At 58.5% G+C, this 16,393-nt stretch carries 14 protein-coding genes; 9 read left to right on the forward strand and 5 right to left on the reverse strand.

Going from position 1 to position 16,393, the window contains the following annotated elements:
* Together F8N49_RS15810 and F8N49_RS15815 are read left to right on the forward strand one after the other, a co-directional pair.
* Nucleotides 1-496: ATPase domain-containing protein (locus tag F8N49_RS15810; RefSeq protein ID WP_306106536.1), on the forward strand; the 496-nt coding region annotated here is incomplete at its 5' end.
* Nucleotides 493-2,163 carry an ATP-binding protein gene (locus tag F8N49_RS15815; protein ID WP_071172557.1) on the forward strand — a complete coding sequence of 557 codons (1,671 nt, stop codon included), beginning with the start codon at nt 493-495 and terminating at the stop codon, nt 2,161-2,163. The genes F8N49_RS15810 and F8N49_RS15815, both read left to right, overlap by 4 nt.
* Before the next feature lie 42 nt (nt 2,164-2,205).
* On the opposite strand, the gene F8N49_RS15820 is transcribed toward F8N49_RS15815, so the two are convergent.
* From F8N49_RS15820 to F8N49_RS15840, 5 genes are read right to left on the reverse strand one after another with little or no spacing between them, the layout of a single operon-like run.
* Entirely contained in the window at nt 2,206-2,583 is a 378-nt protein-coding gene (locus F8N49_RS15820) for a response regulator (RefSeq protein ID WP_016774860.1), read from the reverse strand.
* A 44-nt stretch (nt 2,584-2,627) separates the two neighbouring features.
* Nucleotides 2,628-3,842 carry a hybrid sensor histidine kinase/response regulator gene (locus F8N49_RS15825; RefSeq protein WP_071172558.1) on the reverse strand — a complete coding sequence of 405 codons (1,215 nt, stop codon included), beginning with the start codon at nt 3,840-3,842 and terminating at the stop codon, nt 2,628-2,630.
* The gene (locus F8N49_RS15830; protein WP_151551880.1) at nt 3,836-4,429 is read right to left on the reverse strand and encodes a chemotaxis protein CheB; all 594 of its coding nucleotides are present in this window, start codon (nt 4,427-4,429) and stop codon (nt 3,836-3,838) included. The genes F8N49_RS15825 and F8N49_RS15830 overlap by 7 nt, the downstream gene beginning before the upstream one ends.
* On the reverse strand, nt 4,426-5,259 hold the full coding sequence (locus F8N49_RS15835) for a protein-glutamate O-methyltransferase CheR (protein ID WP_016774863.1): 834 nt from the start codon (nt 5,257-5,259) through the stop codon (nt 4,426-4,428). Before F8N49_RS15835 ends, F8N49_RS15830 begins: the two co-directional genes overlap by 4 nt.
* The gene (locus F8N49_RS15840; RefSeq protein WP_130929530.1) at nt 5,259-8,732 is read right to left on the reverse strand and encodes a response regulator; all 3,474 of its coding nucleotides are present in this window, start codon (nt 8,730-8,732) and stop codon (nt 5,259-5,261) included. Before F8N49_RS15840 ends, F8N49_RS15835 begins: the two co-directional genes overlap by 1 nt.
* Before the next feature lie 265 nt (nt 8,733-8,997).
* Here F8N49_RS15840 and F8N49_RS15845 point away from each other — a divergent pair, with 265 nt between their 5' ends.
* The 7 genes from F8N49_RS15845 to F8N49_RS15875 all read left to right on the forward strand — a co-directional run bounded on the left by F8N49_RS15845 (nt 8,998) and on the right by F8N49_RS15875 (nt 16,336).
* The gene (locus F8N49_RS15845) at nt 8,998-9,357 is read left to right on the forward strand and encodes a response regulator (RefSeq protein ID WP_071172561.1); all 360 of its coding nucleotides are present in this window, start codon (nt 8,998-9,000) and stop codon (nt 9,355-9,357) included.
* Between the two features lie 118 nt (nt 9,358-9,475).
* Entirely contained in the window at nt 9,476-10,780 is a 1,305-nt protein-coding gene (locus tag F8N49_RS15850; protein ID WP_151551881.1) for a glycosyltransferase, read from the forward strand.
* A gap of 107 nt (nt 10,781-10,887) precedes the next feature.
* A complete protein-coding gene (locus tag F8N49_RS15855; protein ID WP_122746129.1) occupies nt 10,888-11,751 on the forward strand; it encodes a phospholipase in 864 nt (287 codons plus the stop codon).
* Between the two features lie 87 nt (nt 11,752-11,838).
* Nucleotides 11,839-12,744: an AraC family transcriptional regulator gene (locus F8N49_RS15860; RefSeq protein WP_073476162.1), complete on the forward strand. Its 906-nt coding sequence runs from the start codon at nt 11,839-11,841 to the stop codon at nt 12,742-12,744.
* Between the two features lie 341 nt (nt 12,745-13,085).
* Nucleotides 13,086-14,396 (forward strand): sugar ABC transporter substrate-binding protein, encoded by a 1,311-nt coding sequence (locus F8N49_RS15865; RefSeq protein WP_073476160.1) that lies wholly within the window; start codon nt 13,086-13,088, stop codon nt 14,394-14,396.
* Between the two features lie 174 nt (nt 14,397-14,570).
* On the forward strand, nt 14,571-15,497 hold the full coding sequence (locus F8N49_RS15870) for a carbohydrate ABC transporter permease (protein ID WP_041480415.1): 927 nt from the start codon (nt 14,571-14,573) through the stop codon (nt 15,495-15,497).
* An 8-nt stretch (nt 15,498-15,505) separates the two neighbouring features.
* Nucleotides 15,506-16,336, forward strand: a complete 831-nt coding sequence (locus F8N49_RS15875; protein ID WP_016774872.1) for a carbohydrate ABC transporter permease — start codon at nt 15,506-15,508, stop codon at nt 16,334-16,336.
* The last annotated feature ends 57 nt before the right edge of the window (nt 16,337-16,393 follow it).

Raw genomic sequence — 16,393 nt, forward strand, 5'->3', positions numbered from 1 at the left:
TATCGAACAAGTAGACGCCGCCGAATTGTCTCCCGGTGAGTGGTCCCATCGCGTGCGCCGTTGCGTCGATGAGCTGGGTATCAAAACCGTGGTAATCGACAGCATCAACGGCTATCAGGCAGCGATGCCGGAAGAAAACGCGCTGGTGCTGCACATGCACGAGCTGCTGCTGTACCTTAACCGCAAAGGCGCGGCGACTTTCATGACGGTCGCCCAGCACGGTCTTGTGGGCGATATGCAGGCGCCTGTCGATATCACTTACCTGGCCGACACGGTGATTCTGTTGCGCTACTTCGAAGCCCTCGGCAAAGTCCGCCGGGCGATCTCGATTATCAAGAAACGTACCGGCAACCACGAGTCGACCATCCGTGAATACCGGATCTCCTCGCGTGGCATGACCATCGGCCAACCGCTGGAATCCTTCCAGGGCGTGCTGCGTGGCGTGCCGACCTACATGGGAGCGAGCAATCCATTGCTTGAGGATGAAAGCTTGTGACGGTCAACACGCCGTTGGCCGAGCGGGTGCTGGTGCTGGCGCCCATGGGTCGTGACAGCCAGATCGCGTTGATGATTCTCAACGAAGCCGGTTACGGCGGCATGGTGGCGCCGAATCTCGCCGCTCTGTGCACGGAACTAGAGGTCGGCGCCGGGTTGCTGCTGATTGCTGCTGAAGCGCTGCGCGGACCGGAACTGGAAGGGCTAATCGCCTACCTTGACCAGCAGCCCGCGTGGTCGGACATGCCAATCGTGCTGCTGACTCATCATGGCGGCGATGAACAAGGTCCGCCGTCGCGTCTCAGCACCCTGCTCGGCAACGTGACTTTTCTCGAGCGCCCCTTCCATCCCGCGACGCTGGTCAGTCTGGTCTCCGCCGCCCTGCGTGGGCGGCGACGACAATATGAAGCGCGCGATCGGCTGATCGACCTGAGTGAAAGCGAACGACGCCTGCAATCGACTCTGGAAACCCTCGAGCAACAGGTTGAAGAGCGCACCGCACAGCTTCGCCACAACGAAGAAGCGCTGCGCCAATCGCAGAAAATGGAAGCGGTCGGCCAACTGACTGGCGGCATCGCTCACGACTTCAACAATATGCTCACCGGCATCATCGGTAGCCTGGAACTGCTGCGCCGACGTCTGGCCCGGGGCCGGACCGAAGACCTCGACAGCCTGATCGATCTAGGCGTGACCTCCGCCAACCGCGCCGCCGGCCTGACTCACCGCTTGTTGGCGTTCTCCCGCCGGCAATCGCTCGACCCGAAAGCCGTGCAGATGAACACGCTGGTGCTGTCGATGGGCGAGCTGCTGCAACGCAGCCTCAATGAGAGCATTCATCTGGAAATGCACCTGGACGACAACCTCTGGGTTGCCGAGGCCGATCCCAATCAACTCGAGAGCGCCCTGCTCAACCTGGTCATCAATGCCCGCGATGCGATGCCCGAGGGCGGCAAACTGGTGGTGGAAACCAGCAATCAGGTCCTGCATAGCGACTTCACTGCCGCTTACAGCAATCTGGAGCCGGGCGATTACGTGATGCTCAGCGTGACTGACAACGGTAGCGGCATGCCGCAGAGTGTGGTCAGCCGCGCGTTCGATCCGTTCTTTACGACCAAGCCGATCGGCCAGGGCACCGGCCTCGGACTGTCGATGATCTATGGCTTCAGCAAGCAGTCGCGCGGGCATGTGTCGATCGACAGTGAAGTCGATCAAGGCACCACGGTAAAACTCTACCTGCCGCGTTTCCGTGGTGAAGAAGTGGAAATTCCCGTCTCGGATTCGCAGCAGGCTCCGTATGCGATGGATGGCGAAACCGTACTCATCGTCGAAGACGATCCGGCAGTGCGCGTGTTGGTCAGCGCCGTGCTCAGTGAGTTGGGTTATGCGTTCGTGGAGGCCGGTGATGCCGACGGCGCCATGCCGATTCTAAACTCGACGCAACGCATCGACCTGCTGATCAGCGATGTTGGCCTACCGGGTATGAACGGTCGTCAACTGGCGGAGGTTGGTCGGCAGTATCGGCCAGGTCTGAAAGTGTTGTTCATCACCGGTTATGCCGAGCACGCGGCGGTGCGCGGTGGCTTCCTCGACTCGGGAATGCAGATGATTACCAAGCCCTTCACCTTTGATCTGCTCACCGCCAAGGTGCGCGAGATGATCAATAGCTGAATCTATAGGGGCTGCCGAAGGCTCGGCAGCTCCTGCATGAGATCAGGCCAGCAATTCCTGAATCTTTTCCTGCAACACATCCAGATCGAACGGTTTCTCCAGGATCGGTGCCTTGCTGGTGATCGGGCTGCCGGTTTCACGGATTTCCTGCGGGTAGCCGCTGATGAAAATCACTTTCAGGTCCGGTCGCAGCTTCACTGCCGGCTCGGCGATCTGCACGCCCGAGATCCCGCCCGGCAGGCGGAAATCGGTAATCAGCATGTCCAGGTGAGGTTTGCTGGCGAGGATCTCGAAAGCCTGCTCGCCATTTTCCGCTTGCAACACGCGATAGCCCTGCCCTGACAGGTAATCCGTCAGGACCATCAAGATAACCGGTTCGTCTTCGACGACGAGTACTACATCTTGCGCATCTACGCTCATGGGAAGCCTTTGTTCGGTCAATAGCTGCTGATACGACCGTGTGGTCACTCAGAGGTTGCGTCGGATATGCCGTTTTCCTGGATCGGCAGACAAACGCGAAACAGGGCGCCTTCGTTGATTTCACTCTCGACGACGATGGAGCCGCCATGGGCGGCGACGATCTGCTCGGAAATGAACAGACCCAGCCCGAGCCCGGCCACCACCGTCTTGGCGGACACCCGTTCGAACTGCTGAAAAATACGCTTCTGGTTCTCGGCGCTGATGCCGATGCCGTGGTCCTGAACTTCGACCCGCGCCTCCTCGCCTTCGCGATAGACGCGCACCTGAATCGGGCTGCGACCGCCGTAGCGCAAGGCGTTGGTCAGCAGATTGGACACCACCTGCTCGATGCGGAACTCGTCCCAGCAACCTTCGACCGGCTCGGACGCCTCAAAGGAAACGCTGGTTTCCGCCGCCTCCATTTGCGGAGCAAAGTTCTGCAGCAGATTGCTGACCAGTTGCACCAGATCGAAACGACTCGGGCGGATCGACAGTTTGCCGGTGCGGATTCGCGAAACATCGAGCATGTCTTCGATAAGGCGAATCAGGCTTTTGATCTGCCGCTCATCGCGATCGACCATCGCCTGCATCTTGTCGAGGGTGAACGCCGCGGCGTTGTCCCGGGCCAGGTGCATCTTGCGCAGCTGGGTTTCAAGAATCAGACCGTTGAGCGGTGTGCGCACCTCGTGGGCGACGATGGACATGAAGTCATCGCGCATGCGCACCGCTTGTTCCAGCTCAAGCTGGGTGCTTTGCAGTTGTTGCAGCAGCGCTTCCTGCTCACGGCGGGCCTGCTCCAGCGCCTCGACCTGCTGTTTCATGGCCTTGCTCTGGCGATACAGATCGACGAAAACGTTGACCTTGCTCTTCACCGCATGAATGTCCAGCGGCTTGTGCAGGAAGTCCACCGCACCGCTTTCGTAGCCCTTGAACGCATAGTTGAGTTCACGGCCAGCGGCGCTGACGAAAATGATCGGAATGTTCTTGGTCTTCTCGGTGCCGCGCATCAACTCGGCCAGTTCGAAGCCGTTCATGCCGGGCATCTGCACGTCGAGAATGGCCATGGCGAATTCGTGTTGCAGCAACAGCGACAGTGCTTCGTCCGCCGACAGAGCCTTGTAGACCGTGCGATCCTCGCGCTTGATCAGCGCTTCCAGCGCCAGCAGGTTTTCTGGCAGATCGTCAACGATCAACAGTTTGGCTTGGATATTACTCAGCATGCGATTCGTTCCAGCTCGACTAGCAGACGGCCGATGCCGTGAATGGGTAGGACATGATCCGGCTGCAGAACGTTCAGTGCAGCCTGGGGCATGGTGGCGACTTGTGCATCATCGGGGTCTTGAACAATGGTCAGGCCGCCGCACTGCTTGACGCAGGCCAGCCCGCGCGCGCCATCGTGATTGGTGCCGGTCAGCAGGACGGCGGCGAGTGTCTCGCCGTAAACATCAGCGGCGGATTCAAACAGGTAATCGATTGAAGGCCGCGAATGATGTACGCGGTCCTCCAGGCTCAGCGACAGGCTGCGATCCGCTTCGACCGACAAGTGATAACCGGGCGTGGCGAAATACACCGTGCCGGCTTCAATGTCCTGCTTGTCTTCAGCTTCCTTGACCGGCATCGCCACACGGCGGGAGAACACTTCGGCCAGATGACTGCGGCGTTCTTCCGGCAGATGCAGAACGATGATGATCGGCAGCACATAGCCTTTGCGTAATGGCCCGAGCAGGGTCAGCAACGCCTCGACACCGCCTGCGGAGGCGCCGATCACGACGGCCTCGATGCGAGGCAGGCTCGGGGTGTCGTTCATGATTTGCGGTAGATCCGTTCTTGTTTGACCAACGCCTCGAACTGGTTCGAGTAATTGGAAAAATCCAGGGTTTCCTTGCTGCCCAGCACCAGAAAGCCGCGATGCGACAACGATTCATGGAACAGCCCGAACGCCCGGTCCTGCAACTTCTTGTTGAAATAGATCAGCACGTTGCGGCAGGAAATCAACTGGGTTTCGGAGAACACGCTGTCGGTGGCCAGGCTGTGGTCGGCGAACGTCACGTTCTCGCACAGGCTCTTGTCGAAAATCGCGTAGCCGTAGGCTGCGGTGTAGTAATCGGCAAACGAACGCTGACCGCCGGCCTGCTGATAGTTGGCAGTGTAGGCGCGGACGTTTTCCATGGAGAAAATCCCTTGCTTGGCCTTCTCCAGCGAGCGCGGGTTAATGTCGGTGGCGTAGATGATCGTGCGGTCGAGCAGGCCTTCCTCGCGCAGCAGAATCGCCATCGAATAGACCTCCTCGCCCGTGCTGCAGCCGGCAATCCAGATTTTCAGCGACGGATAGGTACGCAGCAGCGGCACCACTTCGTTGCGGATCGCCAGGAAGTGCGACGGATCGCGGAACATCTCGCTGACCGGGATCGTCAGCAGTTGCAGCAGCTGCATGAACGCGGTCGGGTCGTGCAGGACTTTTTCTTGCAGGGCCGAGATGGTCGCGCACTCGAACTGACTCAGCGCGTGCTGCACCCGGCGCTTGATCGAAGCGCCGGAGTAGTCGCGAAAGTCATAGCTGTATTTCAGGTAAATCGCCTCGATCAACAAGCGTAATTCGATTTCGCTGTTGCGCTCGGCTGAACTGCTGCGTTCCACTAGATGCGTTCCATTTTCGGTAACCACACACGTATCAGCGAGAACAGACGATCAAGGTCGATGGGCTTGGCCAGGTAATCGTTGGCGCCCGCTTGCAGGCAGCGCTCCTGATCGTCCTTCATGGCCTTGGCCGTCACCGCGATGATCGGCAGCTTGCGCCAGCGCGGATCCTTGCGGATTTCCATGGTGGCTTCGAAGCCATCCATTTCCGGCATCATCACGTCCATCAGCACCAGGTCGATGTCCTCGACTTCATGAAGTTTCTCAATCGCTTCGCGGCCATTACGGCCGATCACCACGACTGCGCCTTTGTGTTCCAGCGCGCTGGTCAGGGCGAAGATGTTGCGCACATCGTCGTCCACCAGCAGCACTTTGCGACCTTCAAAGACCTTGTCGCGGCTGCGCGCAGTCTTGAGCATCTTCTGCCGTTCATGGGACAGCTGCGATTCGACTTTGTGCAGAAAGAGTGTGACCTCGTCGAGCAACCGCTCCGGCGAGCGCGCGCCCTTGATGATGATCGAGCGCGAATACTTGCGCAGTTCGGCCTCTTCGTCGCGGGTCAGGTTGCGTCCGGTATAAACGATGACCGGCGGGAACGAGCAGATGTCCTCGGTGGACATGCGCTTGAGCAGATCGTTGCCGAGCATGTCCGGCAGCTTGAGGTCGATGACCATGCAGTCGTAGATGGTCGTGCGCAGCAGTTCCAGTGCGTCCTGGGCCAGGCCGACCGCAGTGATTTCGATGTCTTCGTCGCCAATCAGCCGCGCGATGCTTTCGCGTTGCAGATCGTCGTCTTCGACCAGCAGCACGCGTTTGACCTTCTGCGTCAGCTTGGCCTCGAGACGGGCGAACACATCCTTGAGCTCTTCGCGGGTGGTCGGCTTCACTGCGTAGCCGATCGCGCCCATGTGCATGGCCGCTTCGACGCGGTCTTCCACGGAAATCACGTGCACTGGAATGTGCCGGGTTTCGGCGCGTTCTTTCAGGCGTTGCAGCACGGTCAGACCGGAATGATCCGGCAGGCGCATGTCGAGCAGGATCGCATCCGGAACGAATTCGCGCGCCAGGTCGTAACCTTCGTCAGCGCCGTGGGCGACCAGACACATGTAGCCCAACTCATGGGCCAGGTCATAGAGGATACGGGCGAAGTTCGGTTCGTCCTCCACCACCAGAATGCAGCGGGTGGCGAACGGTGCCTTGTCGCGATCGTCGGCAAAGCGCGGGATAACCGCTGGAATCGCCGATGCGAGCGGAGCCGCAACAGCAACTGGCGCAGGCGTCACAGGTGCCGGGTGGAAGGTCAGCGGCGCGGCCGGCGTTTCACCGAATTCGTGATACTGACGCGGCAACACTAGCGTAAACGTACTGCCCTGCCCCGGCACGCTGTCGACGCTGATCGAACCGCCCAGCAACGTCGCCAGATCCCGCGAGATCGACAGGCCCAGACCGGTGCCGCCGTACTTGCGATTGGTGGTGCCATCCGCCTGACGGAACGCCTCGAAGATACTTTCTTGCTGATCGGCAGCGATACCGATCCCGGAATCCTTGACGCTGAAGGCGATGTGATCATTCGGCTGCGCGGTGATGGTCAGGCTCACGGCGCCGTGCTCGGTGAACTTGATCGCGTTGGACAGCAGGTTCTTGATGACCTGCTCCAGACGCTGACGGTCGGTGAACAGCAAGCCCGGTGCGTCCGGCTGAACCTCGACGCTGAAGGCCAGTTTCTTGTCCGCCGCCAAGGGTTCGAACATCGAGCGCAAGCCGTCGACCAGACGATCGACGCGGGTGTTTTCGGCAATCACTTCAAGCTTGCCGGCCTCGACCTTGGAAATGTCGAGGATGTCGTTGATCAGGTTGAGCAGATCGTTGCCGGCCGAATAGATCGATTCGGCAAACTTGACCTGTTCCGCCGACAGATTCTGCTGCGGGTTCTCCGCCAGCAGCTTGGCCAGAATCAGCGAACTGTTGAGCGGCGTGCGCAGTTCGTGGGACATGTTGGCGAGGAATTCGGACTTGTACTTGCTCGAACGTTGCAGCTCTTCGGCACGCTCTTCAAGCTGGATCTGCGCATGATTCAGCTCGGTGTTTTTCTTGTCCATCGCATCGCGCTGCTCGGCGAGCTGCTCGTTGGTCTGCTCCAGCTCCACTTGCTGGGTTTCCAGATGCGCCTGGGATTCCTTGAGAATCCGCGACTGTTCTTCCAGCTCTTCGTTGGCAGTCTTCAGTTCTTCCTGCTGCACTTGCAGCTCTTCATTGAGCTGCTGGGTTTCGGCGAGCACTTCCTGCAAGCGCTGACGGTAACGCGCCGCTTCGATCGAGGTGCCGATGTTGCCAGCAATCAGTTCCAGCAGTTCGATATCGCGCTCGGACAGCGGACGCAGGAAGCCCAGCTCGATTACCCCGTTGACCCGGTCGTCATCGCTGGTCGGCACCACCAGCACACTGTGCGGCAGACCTGCACCGAGCCCGGAGCTGACTTTGAAATAGTCGCCCGGGACCGCGTCGAGACGGATCAGGCGTGCCTGTTCTGCCACTTGGCCGACGATGCCTTCGCCGCTGTAAATCGTTTGATTGAGCTCTTCCTGCTCGCGGGAGAAACCATAAGTCGCCACGCGCTTGAGGCCGCCATGTTCTTCGCGCACATAAAGCGCGGCGACGGCAGTGCCAAGGTATTGCGCGCAGAATTGCAGAATATTGCGCCCCAGCAGGTTCAGCGTCAGTTGCCCCAGCACCTGCTCGGCCAATTGTGTCTGGCCGTTGCGCAGCCACGCCTGCTTCTCCAGGCGTTCAGCGCTGGCCAGCTGCGCGGCGAGGTTGGCGCTGTAGTTGGTCGACAGGTTGAGCAGATCACGGCGGCCGATGTAGGCCAGCAAACCGCTGATCCCGACGATGAAGATCAGATAAAGAGTGATGCTCCAGATGGTGGTGCGACGCACATCCTCGTTGCGCGTGGCGCGCAGCACTTGCTCGGTCTCGATGACGTCCTCGAATTGCTTGCGGATTTCATCGGTCAGGCGCTTGCCCCGCCCGGCCTTGACCGCGCCTCGATAATCACCGCTGCTGCGCTGCAGATCGATCATCGACTGCGCGTAGTTGGCCCATTCCACCTGCAAGGCTTGCAAACGGCGCAAGCGATCGGTCTGCACCGGATTATCGGCGGTCAGCTCCAGCAACGTATTGAGGGCAACATCAATGCGCGGCTTGGCGATCTCATACGGGTCGAGGAAGTGCTCGTCACCGCTGAGCAGATAGCCGCGCATGCCGGTTTCCAGATCAACGGTGAGCTTCACCGCTTCATTGGCGTTATTGATCACCCGGTCGGTGTGCTCGACCCATTGGATGACCGACAGCAAATAAGTGATCAGCGAGACGAAGAACACGGCGCTGAGCACGCCGACGCCCAGCGGCAGGCTGACGTTGCGACTCAGAAGTTTGCGGAACCGTTGTTCATCAACCGAGGACGGAGAGGACATGGGGCAGCCTTGTCGAACTGTTGAAAACCCGAGAGTTTGCCCCAAAACCCCGCCATGGATCCATTTTTCTCACACAAATGATGGCATTTTCCTACACACGCCTGCGCATTGGACGACGCCAACGGTTATCCTTGCCGCACCGCACTGACCTGTTCTTTTTTGTATCAGCTCGGGAACTTGTGGCTATGCGCCACTTACTCATGCAAGAGTCCGGCAAAATTCGCTTGCCCGGTATCCCCCGATTTCAATTTTTGAGAGTCCTGCCATGTCTGCCAATGCCTCCACTATCCTTGTCGTAGAAGATGACGACATCGTGCGCATGCTCATCGTGGATGTGCTGGAGGAGCTGGAATACACGGTATTGGAGGCTGATGACGGCAACGCGGCACTCGAAATCCTTGCGGATCCTGGCAAAGCCATCGATTTGATGATGACCGACCACGGCCTGCCTGGAATGGATGGCCGCGAACTCTCTCAAAGGGCCCGTCAGCTGCGCCCTGCTCTGCCCATCCTGTTTGCCAGCGGTTATGCCGAGACTATCGAAGTACCCGGCGACATGCATGTCATCGGCAAACCGTTTTCGATTGACCAGTTACGCGACAAGGTCAAATCCATACTGGAATAGTCCTGCGCATCTACCAGCATTGGCTGGAACCCGAGCAATCGTGATCAACCTGAACTGGCGATGAGCACACATCACTGTGGTTTAATTGCGCCCTTTTTTATGCGCCGAGAATCCAGTGATGTCCCACTCCGTTCCCACCAAAGTCCTGGTCATCGGCTACGTCTGGCCCGAGCCCCGCTCTTCGGCGGCCAGCGGGCATGTCATGCAGATCCTCGAAACGCTTCTCGAGCAAGGCTGGGACATCACGTTCAGCAGCCCGGCCGGCCCGGGGGAACACAAGGCTGATCTGACGGCGCTGGGCATTCGCGAAGTGCCGATCGAACTCAACAACAGCAGCTTTGATACGTTCATCAGCGGGTTGGCGCCGGATATCGTGCTGTTCGATCAGTTCATGATGGAAGAACAGTTTGGCTGGCGGGTGGAGAAACACTGCCCGGACGCCCTGCGCATCCTCGAAACATCCGACCTGCAAAGCCTGCGGCATGCGCGTCATCAGCGTCTGAAAGACCGGCTGAAAAGCGACGACGAGCAGACTGATTTCACCGAACTGTTCGCACCGGCATTGCACGAAGAATTCCAGCTGATGGCGAGCACCGATCTGGCCAAACGGGAAATCGCTGCGCTGTACCGGTGCGATTTGAACCTGATGATTTCCGAAGTCGAGATCGACCTGCTGGTGGAGGAATTCGGCCTGCCTCGGCAAATCCTGCATTGGTGTCCGTTGATGATTGATCTTCCGGACACCGCCGCGCCAGGTTTCGAAGAGCGCGCGCATTTCCTCAGCATTGGCAACTTCCGTCACGCGCCAAACTGGGATGCCGTGCTCTGGATGAAGACCACGCTCTGGCCGCTGATCCGCGCGCGCTTGCCTCGCGCGCAACTGCATATCTATGGCGCCTATACGCCGCCCAAAGCCACCGCACTGCACAACCCGGCCCAAGGCTTTCACATCATGGACTGGGCCGAAGATGCGCTTGAAGTGATGTCGGCAGCGCGGGTCTGCCTTGCGCCATTGCGCTTTGGCGCGGGAATCAAGGGCAAACTGGTCGACGCCATGCTCTGTGGCACGCCAAGCGTGACCACACCAATCGGCGCCGAAGCCATGCACAGCGATGCTCCTTGGCCGGGAGCGGTTGCCCTGGACGCAAATACCTTCGCCGAACAGGCCGTGCAACTGTACGAAGATCCAGCGCGCTGGCAGCAGGCGCAGATTCAGGCTTCGGCACTTTTGCAGCAGCGTTATCAGCGCAGCGTACATGGCCCGCGTCTGATCAACCGGATAGCTGATTGCCGACAACACTTGGCACAACTTAGAAACGACAACTTCACCGGCGCCATGCTGCGACATCACACACTCAAAAGCACTCAATACATGGCTCAATGGATCGAAGCGAAAAACCAGTTAAATCCAACAGAGCGTTGATTACATCAATTACATGACTTGCATTAAAAGCGAACTTTCGCAATAACGCGAACATGCTTATAAACATCCTGCGCGCAACTAATCAACCACTTCGCAGGATATGCAACATGGAAAACTTCGACGATATACCAACCCATCAATGGATGGCTGATTTACCACAAATCGATAATCTTTCGTTATTCGAAATGACCCTGCCCGGCGCGCATAACGCCGGCTGTGACTGGGAAGCGTCTTACGCCCTGATTCCCGGGAAAAACTGGCTTGCCTGCCAGGACGTTTCGTTTTATTCGCAGTTGAATCGCGGCGCTCGCGCACTTGATGTACGCCTTGTTTACAACAGCAAGGCGAAACAACTGGCGAGATTCCGTTTCCAGCACAATGGCTTCAACTCTTCGCGAACGCTTGAAGACCTGATCAGAGACCTTAAGGGGTTTTATGAAAGAAGCCCGAACGAGTTTATCGTTCTGGACTTTCATGAACTTTCCAACGCTACAGATCCATTCAACCATGAGGAATTCAGAACAGCTTTGCTGGAGCACCTTGGGGAACGGATCATTCCCACCGAAAATCTGCATCTGACAATTGGCCAACTCAAAGCCATCGATCCATTGCAGCGCATTATGGTAGCTGCGCCGATGACCTGGGAAACCCTGGACTTCCGCTTTTATAGCCAAATCAATCACAAGTGGATCGGCAAATCACAGGTCAGCACCTCGGATCTCTATGGCTATATAGACAACGTACTGAGCACACCTGTCAGTACGCGCCGCCCGTGGTCGCTGTCGGCAACCAGTTACACACTCGGCGGCCCGCAGCGAATCCTCGACAGTCTTGACGAGTGGTTCGACCCGGAAAAATCCGATTGGGCGCGCAAGTGCAACATCATCAATTTCGACTTCATCAAGAATTCGAACATCGTGCGTTTCTGCCAAATGGCCAACTTGCAAAAGGCCCGCGACAAGCCCAACTGAGCGGTTACCACGGACGGCCGGTCGGAAGTGCACAAATGGCAAAAAACGAGGCATGATCGCGCAGCGATAATAAAAAAGTGCCTTGTCATGACCCGAAACGCTCGCGTGACCGACCCTTCCTACGAGTTGATGGACGACCATAACGGCTTGTCCATCATCTACCGCCAGCACGGCTTCCCCTGCCCGCTGGTGCGCTGGCATTTCCACAAGGAATACGAACTGCACCTGATCGTTGCCAGTTCCGGCAAAGTGTTCATCGGCGATTACATCGGCAACTTCTATCCGGAAACCCTGTTTCTGACCGGTCCCAACCTGCCGCACAACTGGATCAGCCAGGTCGCTGAAGATGAAGTGGTGGAGAAGCGCGACATGCTGGTCAACTTCACCGACGAATTGTTCGAGAGCGGGCACCAGGTGTTCGCTGAGCTGAAATCCCTGGCGCCACTGCTTGAGCGCGCGCAGTACGGCATCGAATTTCGCTGCAAGCGCACGATCCGTCAGGCCATGACACTCATGCAGCGGATCGCCGACAGCACCGGCATCACTCGCCTCGGGCACTTTTTCATCCTGATGGAATTGCTTGCGGCCAGTGATGACTTCCAGTTGCTGTCCGGTGCCACCACCCCGCAACTGGCCGACGAACACAATATCGACCGCACCAACCGCGCGGTCGATTACATCTTCAGCCATTACGCCCGGGACATTTCACTGGAAGAAGTGGCCGAGCACCTGGGCATGACGCCAACTTACTTCAGCCGGGTATTCAAACAGGCCACCGGGCGCAACTTCATCGAATTCGTCAATCGCCTGCGCATCAGCAAATCCTGTGAACTGCTGGCCGACGGCGACAAACCGGTGACCGAGGTGTGCTTCGAGTCGGGCTTCAACAATATTTCCAACTTCAATCGACGCTTTCAGCAACTCAAGGGCATGACGCCGTCGCACTATCGACGGCTGGCAGTGCAGCGGCTGACTGAACAAAACCATTCCTGACACCATCATTCCCTTGTGGGAGCGAGCTTGCTCGCGAATGGCTTAGTGTCAGCCCACTCAGATAACGCTGACACACCGCATTCGCGAGCAAGCTCGCTCCCACTAGTGCTCATTTCAAGACAAAACCTGTACGCATCCGACAGAACATGTCCGCTGCGTGCCCCTTCCCTGCGTTCCTCCCACCAAACCCCAGTGCAAAAAAGTATCAACAAAAGTGCTAGGGATGATTTGTCAGCCCCGCCGTGGAAGGCTGTAATCAGCGCAGATTCTTCCTGCATTCGGAAGACACAAAAACAATAACTGTCCTTCTGCCCCGTTGGGTGTCAGAAAAGGAGTGCACGATGCAACCCACTGCAAAAGCTCTGCTCGCTCTCACCTGCATGACCCTCAGCAGCGTCAGCCTTGGCGCCCAGACCCTGACCATCGCCACCGTCAACAACAGCGACATGATCCGCATGCAGAAACTCTCGAAAACCTTCGAGAGCGAGCATCCGGACATCAAGCTCAATTGGGTGGTGCTGGAAGAAAACGTCCTGCGTCAGCGCCTGACCACCGACATCGCCACACAGGGTGGCCAGTTCGACGTATTGACCATCGGCATGTACGAAGCCGCACTCTGGGGCGGCAAGGGTTGGCTGGAGCCGATGAAGGACCTGCCGGCCAGTTACGCCCTCGACGATGTCTTTCCGTCGGTGCGCGAAGGCCTGTCGGTGAAGGGTTCGCTGTATGCGCTGCCGTTTTACGCGGAGAGTTCGATCACCTATTACCGCACCGACCTGTTCAAGGCAGCCGGGCTGACCATGCCGGAGCGGCCGACCTGGGAAGAGATCGCCGGGTTTGCGGAAAAGCTCACCCAGAAAGACAAAGAGCAGTACGGCATCTGCCTGCGCGGCAAGGCCGGTTGGGGCGAGAACATGGCGCTGGTCACCACGGTCGCCAATGCTTACGGCGCGCGCTGGTTCGATGAGCAGTGGAAACCGGAATTCAGCGGCCCGGAATGGAAAAACGCACTGAATTTCTACGTCAACACCATGAAGAAATCCGGCCCGCCGGGCGCGTCGAGCAACGGTTTCAACGAAAACCTCGCCCTGTTCAACAGCGGCAAATGCGCGATTTGGGTCGATGCAAGCGTGGCTGGTTCGTTCGTCACCGACAAGACCCAGAGCAAGGTCGCCGATAGCGTCGGTTTCACCTTCGCTCCGCATCAGGTCACGGATAAAGGCTCGGCGTGGTTGTATTCGTGGGCGCTGGCGATTCCGACCAGTTCCAAGGCCAAGGACGCAGCAAAAACCTTCAGCGCCTGGGCCACGTCCAAAGAGTACGGCGAACTGGTTGCCAAGACCGATGGCATCGCCAACGTGCCACCGGGCACCCGCGCTTCGACCTACAGCGATGCGTACATGAGCGCTGCGCCGTTTGCCAAGGTGACGCTGGAATCGCTGAAAGCCGCTGACCCAAGCAAACCGACGCTGAAACCGGTGCCGTACATCGGCATTCAATTGGTGACCATCCCCGAATTCCAGGCAGTGGGCACCCAGGTCGGCAAGCTGTTCTCGGCTGCGCTGATCGGCCAGACCACGGTGGATCAGGCGCTGGCGGCGGCGCAGCAGACTACGGAACGGGAGATGAAGCGCGCGGGTTATCCCAAGTAACGCCTCTAAACCTGTGGGAGCTGGCTTGCCAGCGATGAGGCCGTCATATTCAACATTGATGTCGTCCTCTCCATCGCCATCGCGGGCAAGCCCGCTCCCACAGGGTCCGCGTCGATGTCAGGAATGCTGGTTTTTTCCTGAACATTTATCTGCACCCACTCGGTTGTGAATGCCATGAATACTTCAACTGCCAAAGCCCACATCGACCTGTCGCCACCGCAGCGCAAGCTGCGGGTGCGCAATCCCGGCTGGTTTCTGGTCAGCCCTTCGGTGGCGCTGTTGCTGCTGTGGATGATCGTGCCGCTGGGCATGACCCTGTACTTTTCGATGATCCGCTACAACCTGCTCTACCCCGGCGAGAACGAATTCGTCGGGCTGGAGAACTTCACCTATTTCCTCACCGATTCGGGATTCATGCCCGGCGCGACCAATACGTTGCTGCTGGTCGGCAGCGTGCTGCTGATCAGTGTGGTATTCGGCGTATTGATCAGCGCGTTGCTGGAGGCCAGCGAATTTCTTGGTCGCGGTCTGGTGCGGGTGATGCTGATCTCGCCGTTCTTCATCATGCCCACCGTCGGCGCGTTGATCTGGAAGAACCTGATTTTCCACCCGGTCTCGGGGATCCTCGCCTACATCTGGAAGCTGTTCGGTGCGCAACCGGTGGACTGGCTGGCGCACTACCCGCTGTTGTCGATCATCATCATTGTTTCGTGGCAATGGCTGCCCTTCGCGATCCTGATTTTGATGACCGCGATGCAATCGCTGGATCAGGAACAGAAAGAAGCCGCACGCCTGGACGGTGCCGGCCCGATCGCGATTTTCTGGCACCTGACCCTGCCGCACCTGGCGCGGCCGATTGCTGTGGTGGTGATGATTGAAACGATCTTCCTGCTCTCGGTGTTCGCCGAAATCTTCACCACTACCAACGGCGGCCCCGGCTACGCCTCGACCAACCTCGCCTACCTGATCTACAACCAGGCGCTGGTGCAGTTCGATGTCGGCATGGCTTCGGCCGGCGGCTTGATTGCCGTGGTCATCGCCAACATCGCCGCGATCATTCTGGTGCGGATGATCGGCAAAAACCTGACTGACAAAGCGTGAGGCCTACCATGACCCTCCAACAATCCCGCCGCCTGCAAAGCCTGCTGCTCGGCACCTTGGCCTGGGCCATCGCGATCGTGATTTTCTTCCCGATCTTCTGGATGGTGATGACCAGTTTCAAGAGCGAAATCGACGCCTTCGCCACGCCGCCGCAGTTCATCTTCACGCCGACGCTGGAGAACTACCTGCACATCAACGAGCGCAGCGATTACTTCAGCTTCGCCTGGAACTCGGTGGTGATCTCCTTCAGCGCCACCGCCCTGTGCCTGTTGATCGCGGTGCCGGCGGCATACTCGATGGCGTTCTATGAAACCCAGCGCACCAAAGGCACGCTGCTGTGGATGCTCTCGACCAAGATGCTGCCGCCGGTGGGCGTGCTGATGCCGATCTACCTGCTGGCCAAGAGTTTCGGCCTGCTCGACACGCGCATCGCGCTGATCGTGATCTACACGCTGATCAACCTGCCGATCGTGGTCTGGATGGTTTACACCTACTTCAAGGACATCCCCAAGGACATCCTCGAAGCCGCCCGCCTCGACGGTGCGACGCTGTGGCAGGAGATGGTTCGCGTGCTGTTGCCGATCGCCAAGGGCGGCCTCGCCTCGACCGTACTGCTGTCGCTGATCCTGTGCTGGAACGAGGCGTTCTGGTCGCTGAATCTGACCTCATCGAATGCCGCACCACTGACCGCATTGATCGCCTCGTATTCAAGTCCCGAAGGATTGTTCTGGGCCAAGTTGTCGGCCGTCTCGACCCTGGCCTGTGCGCCGATTCTGATCTTTGGCTGGATCAGCCAGAAGCAACTGGTACGCGGCCTCTCGTTCGGTGCCGTGAAATGAAGCCTCTCAATCTAATGCGATTCACTGTGGGAGCGAGCTTGCTCGCGAAAGCGGAGC

It is taken from the genome of Pseudomonas sp. GXM4 (assembly GCF_008923895.1).
In the GTDB taxonomy this organism is placed as follows: Bacteria; Pseudomonadota; Gammaproteobacteria; order Pseudomonadales; family Pseudomonadaceae; genus Aquipseudomonas; species Aquipseudomonas atacamensis.

What these genes read in the sequence shown, in the direction of transcription:
- F8N49_RS15820 (WP_016774860.1), bottom strand. Translation starts at nt 2,583, where the DNA reads ATGAGCGTAGATGCGCAAGATGTAGTACTCGTCGTCGAAGACGAACCG.
- F8N49_RS15825 (WP_071172558.1), bottom strand. Translation starts at nt 3,842, where the DNA reads ATGCTGAGTAATATCCAAGCCAAACTGTTGATCGTTGACGATCTGCCA.
- F8N49_RS15830 (WP_151551880.1), bottom strand. Translation starts at nt 4,429, where the DNA reads ATGAACGACACCCCGAGCCTGCCTCGCATCGAGGCCGTCGTGATCGGC.
- F8N49_RS15840 (WP_130929530.1), bottom strand. Translation starts at nt 8,732, where the DNA reads ATGTCCTCTCCGTCCTCGGTTGATGAACAACGGTTCCGCAAACTTCTG.
- F8N49_RS15845 (WP_071172561.1), top strand. Translation starts at nt 8,998, where the DNA reads ATGTCTGCCAATGCCTCCACTATCCTTGTCGTAGAAGATGACGACATC.
- F8N49_RS15850 (WP_151551881.1), top strand. Translation starts at nt 9,476, where the DNA reads ATGTCCCACTCCGTTCCCACCAAAGTCCTGGTCATCGGCTACGTCTGG.
- F8N49_RS15855 (WP_122746129.1), top strand. Translation starts at nt 10,888, where the DNA reads ATGGAAAACTTCGACGATATACCAACCCATCAATGGATGGCTGATTTA.
- F8N49_RS15860 (WP_073476162.1), top strand. Translation starts at nt 11,839, where the DNA reads ATGACCCGAAACGCTCGCGTGACCGACCCTTCCTACGAGTTGATGGAC.
- F8N49_RS15865 (WP_073476160.1), top strand. Translation starts at nt 13,086, where the DNA reads ATGCAACCCACTGCAAAAGCTCTGCTCGCTCTCACCTGCATGACCCTC.
- F8N49_RS15870 (WP_041480415.1), top strand. Translation starts at nt 14,571, where the DNA reads ATGAATACTTCAACTGCCAAAGCCCACATCGACCTGTCGCCACCGCAG.
- F8N49_RS15875 (WP_016774872.1), top strand. Translation starts at nt 15,506, where the DNA reads ATGACCCTCCAACAATCCCGCCGCCTGCAAAGCCTGCTGCTCGGCACC.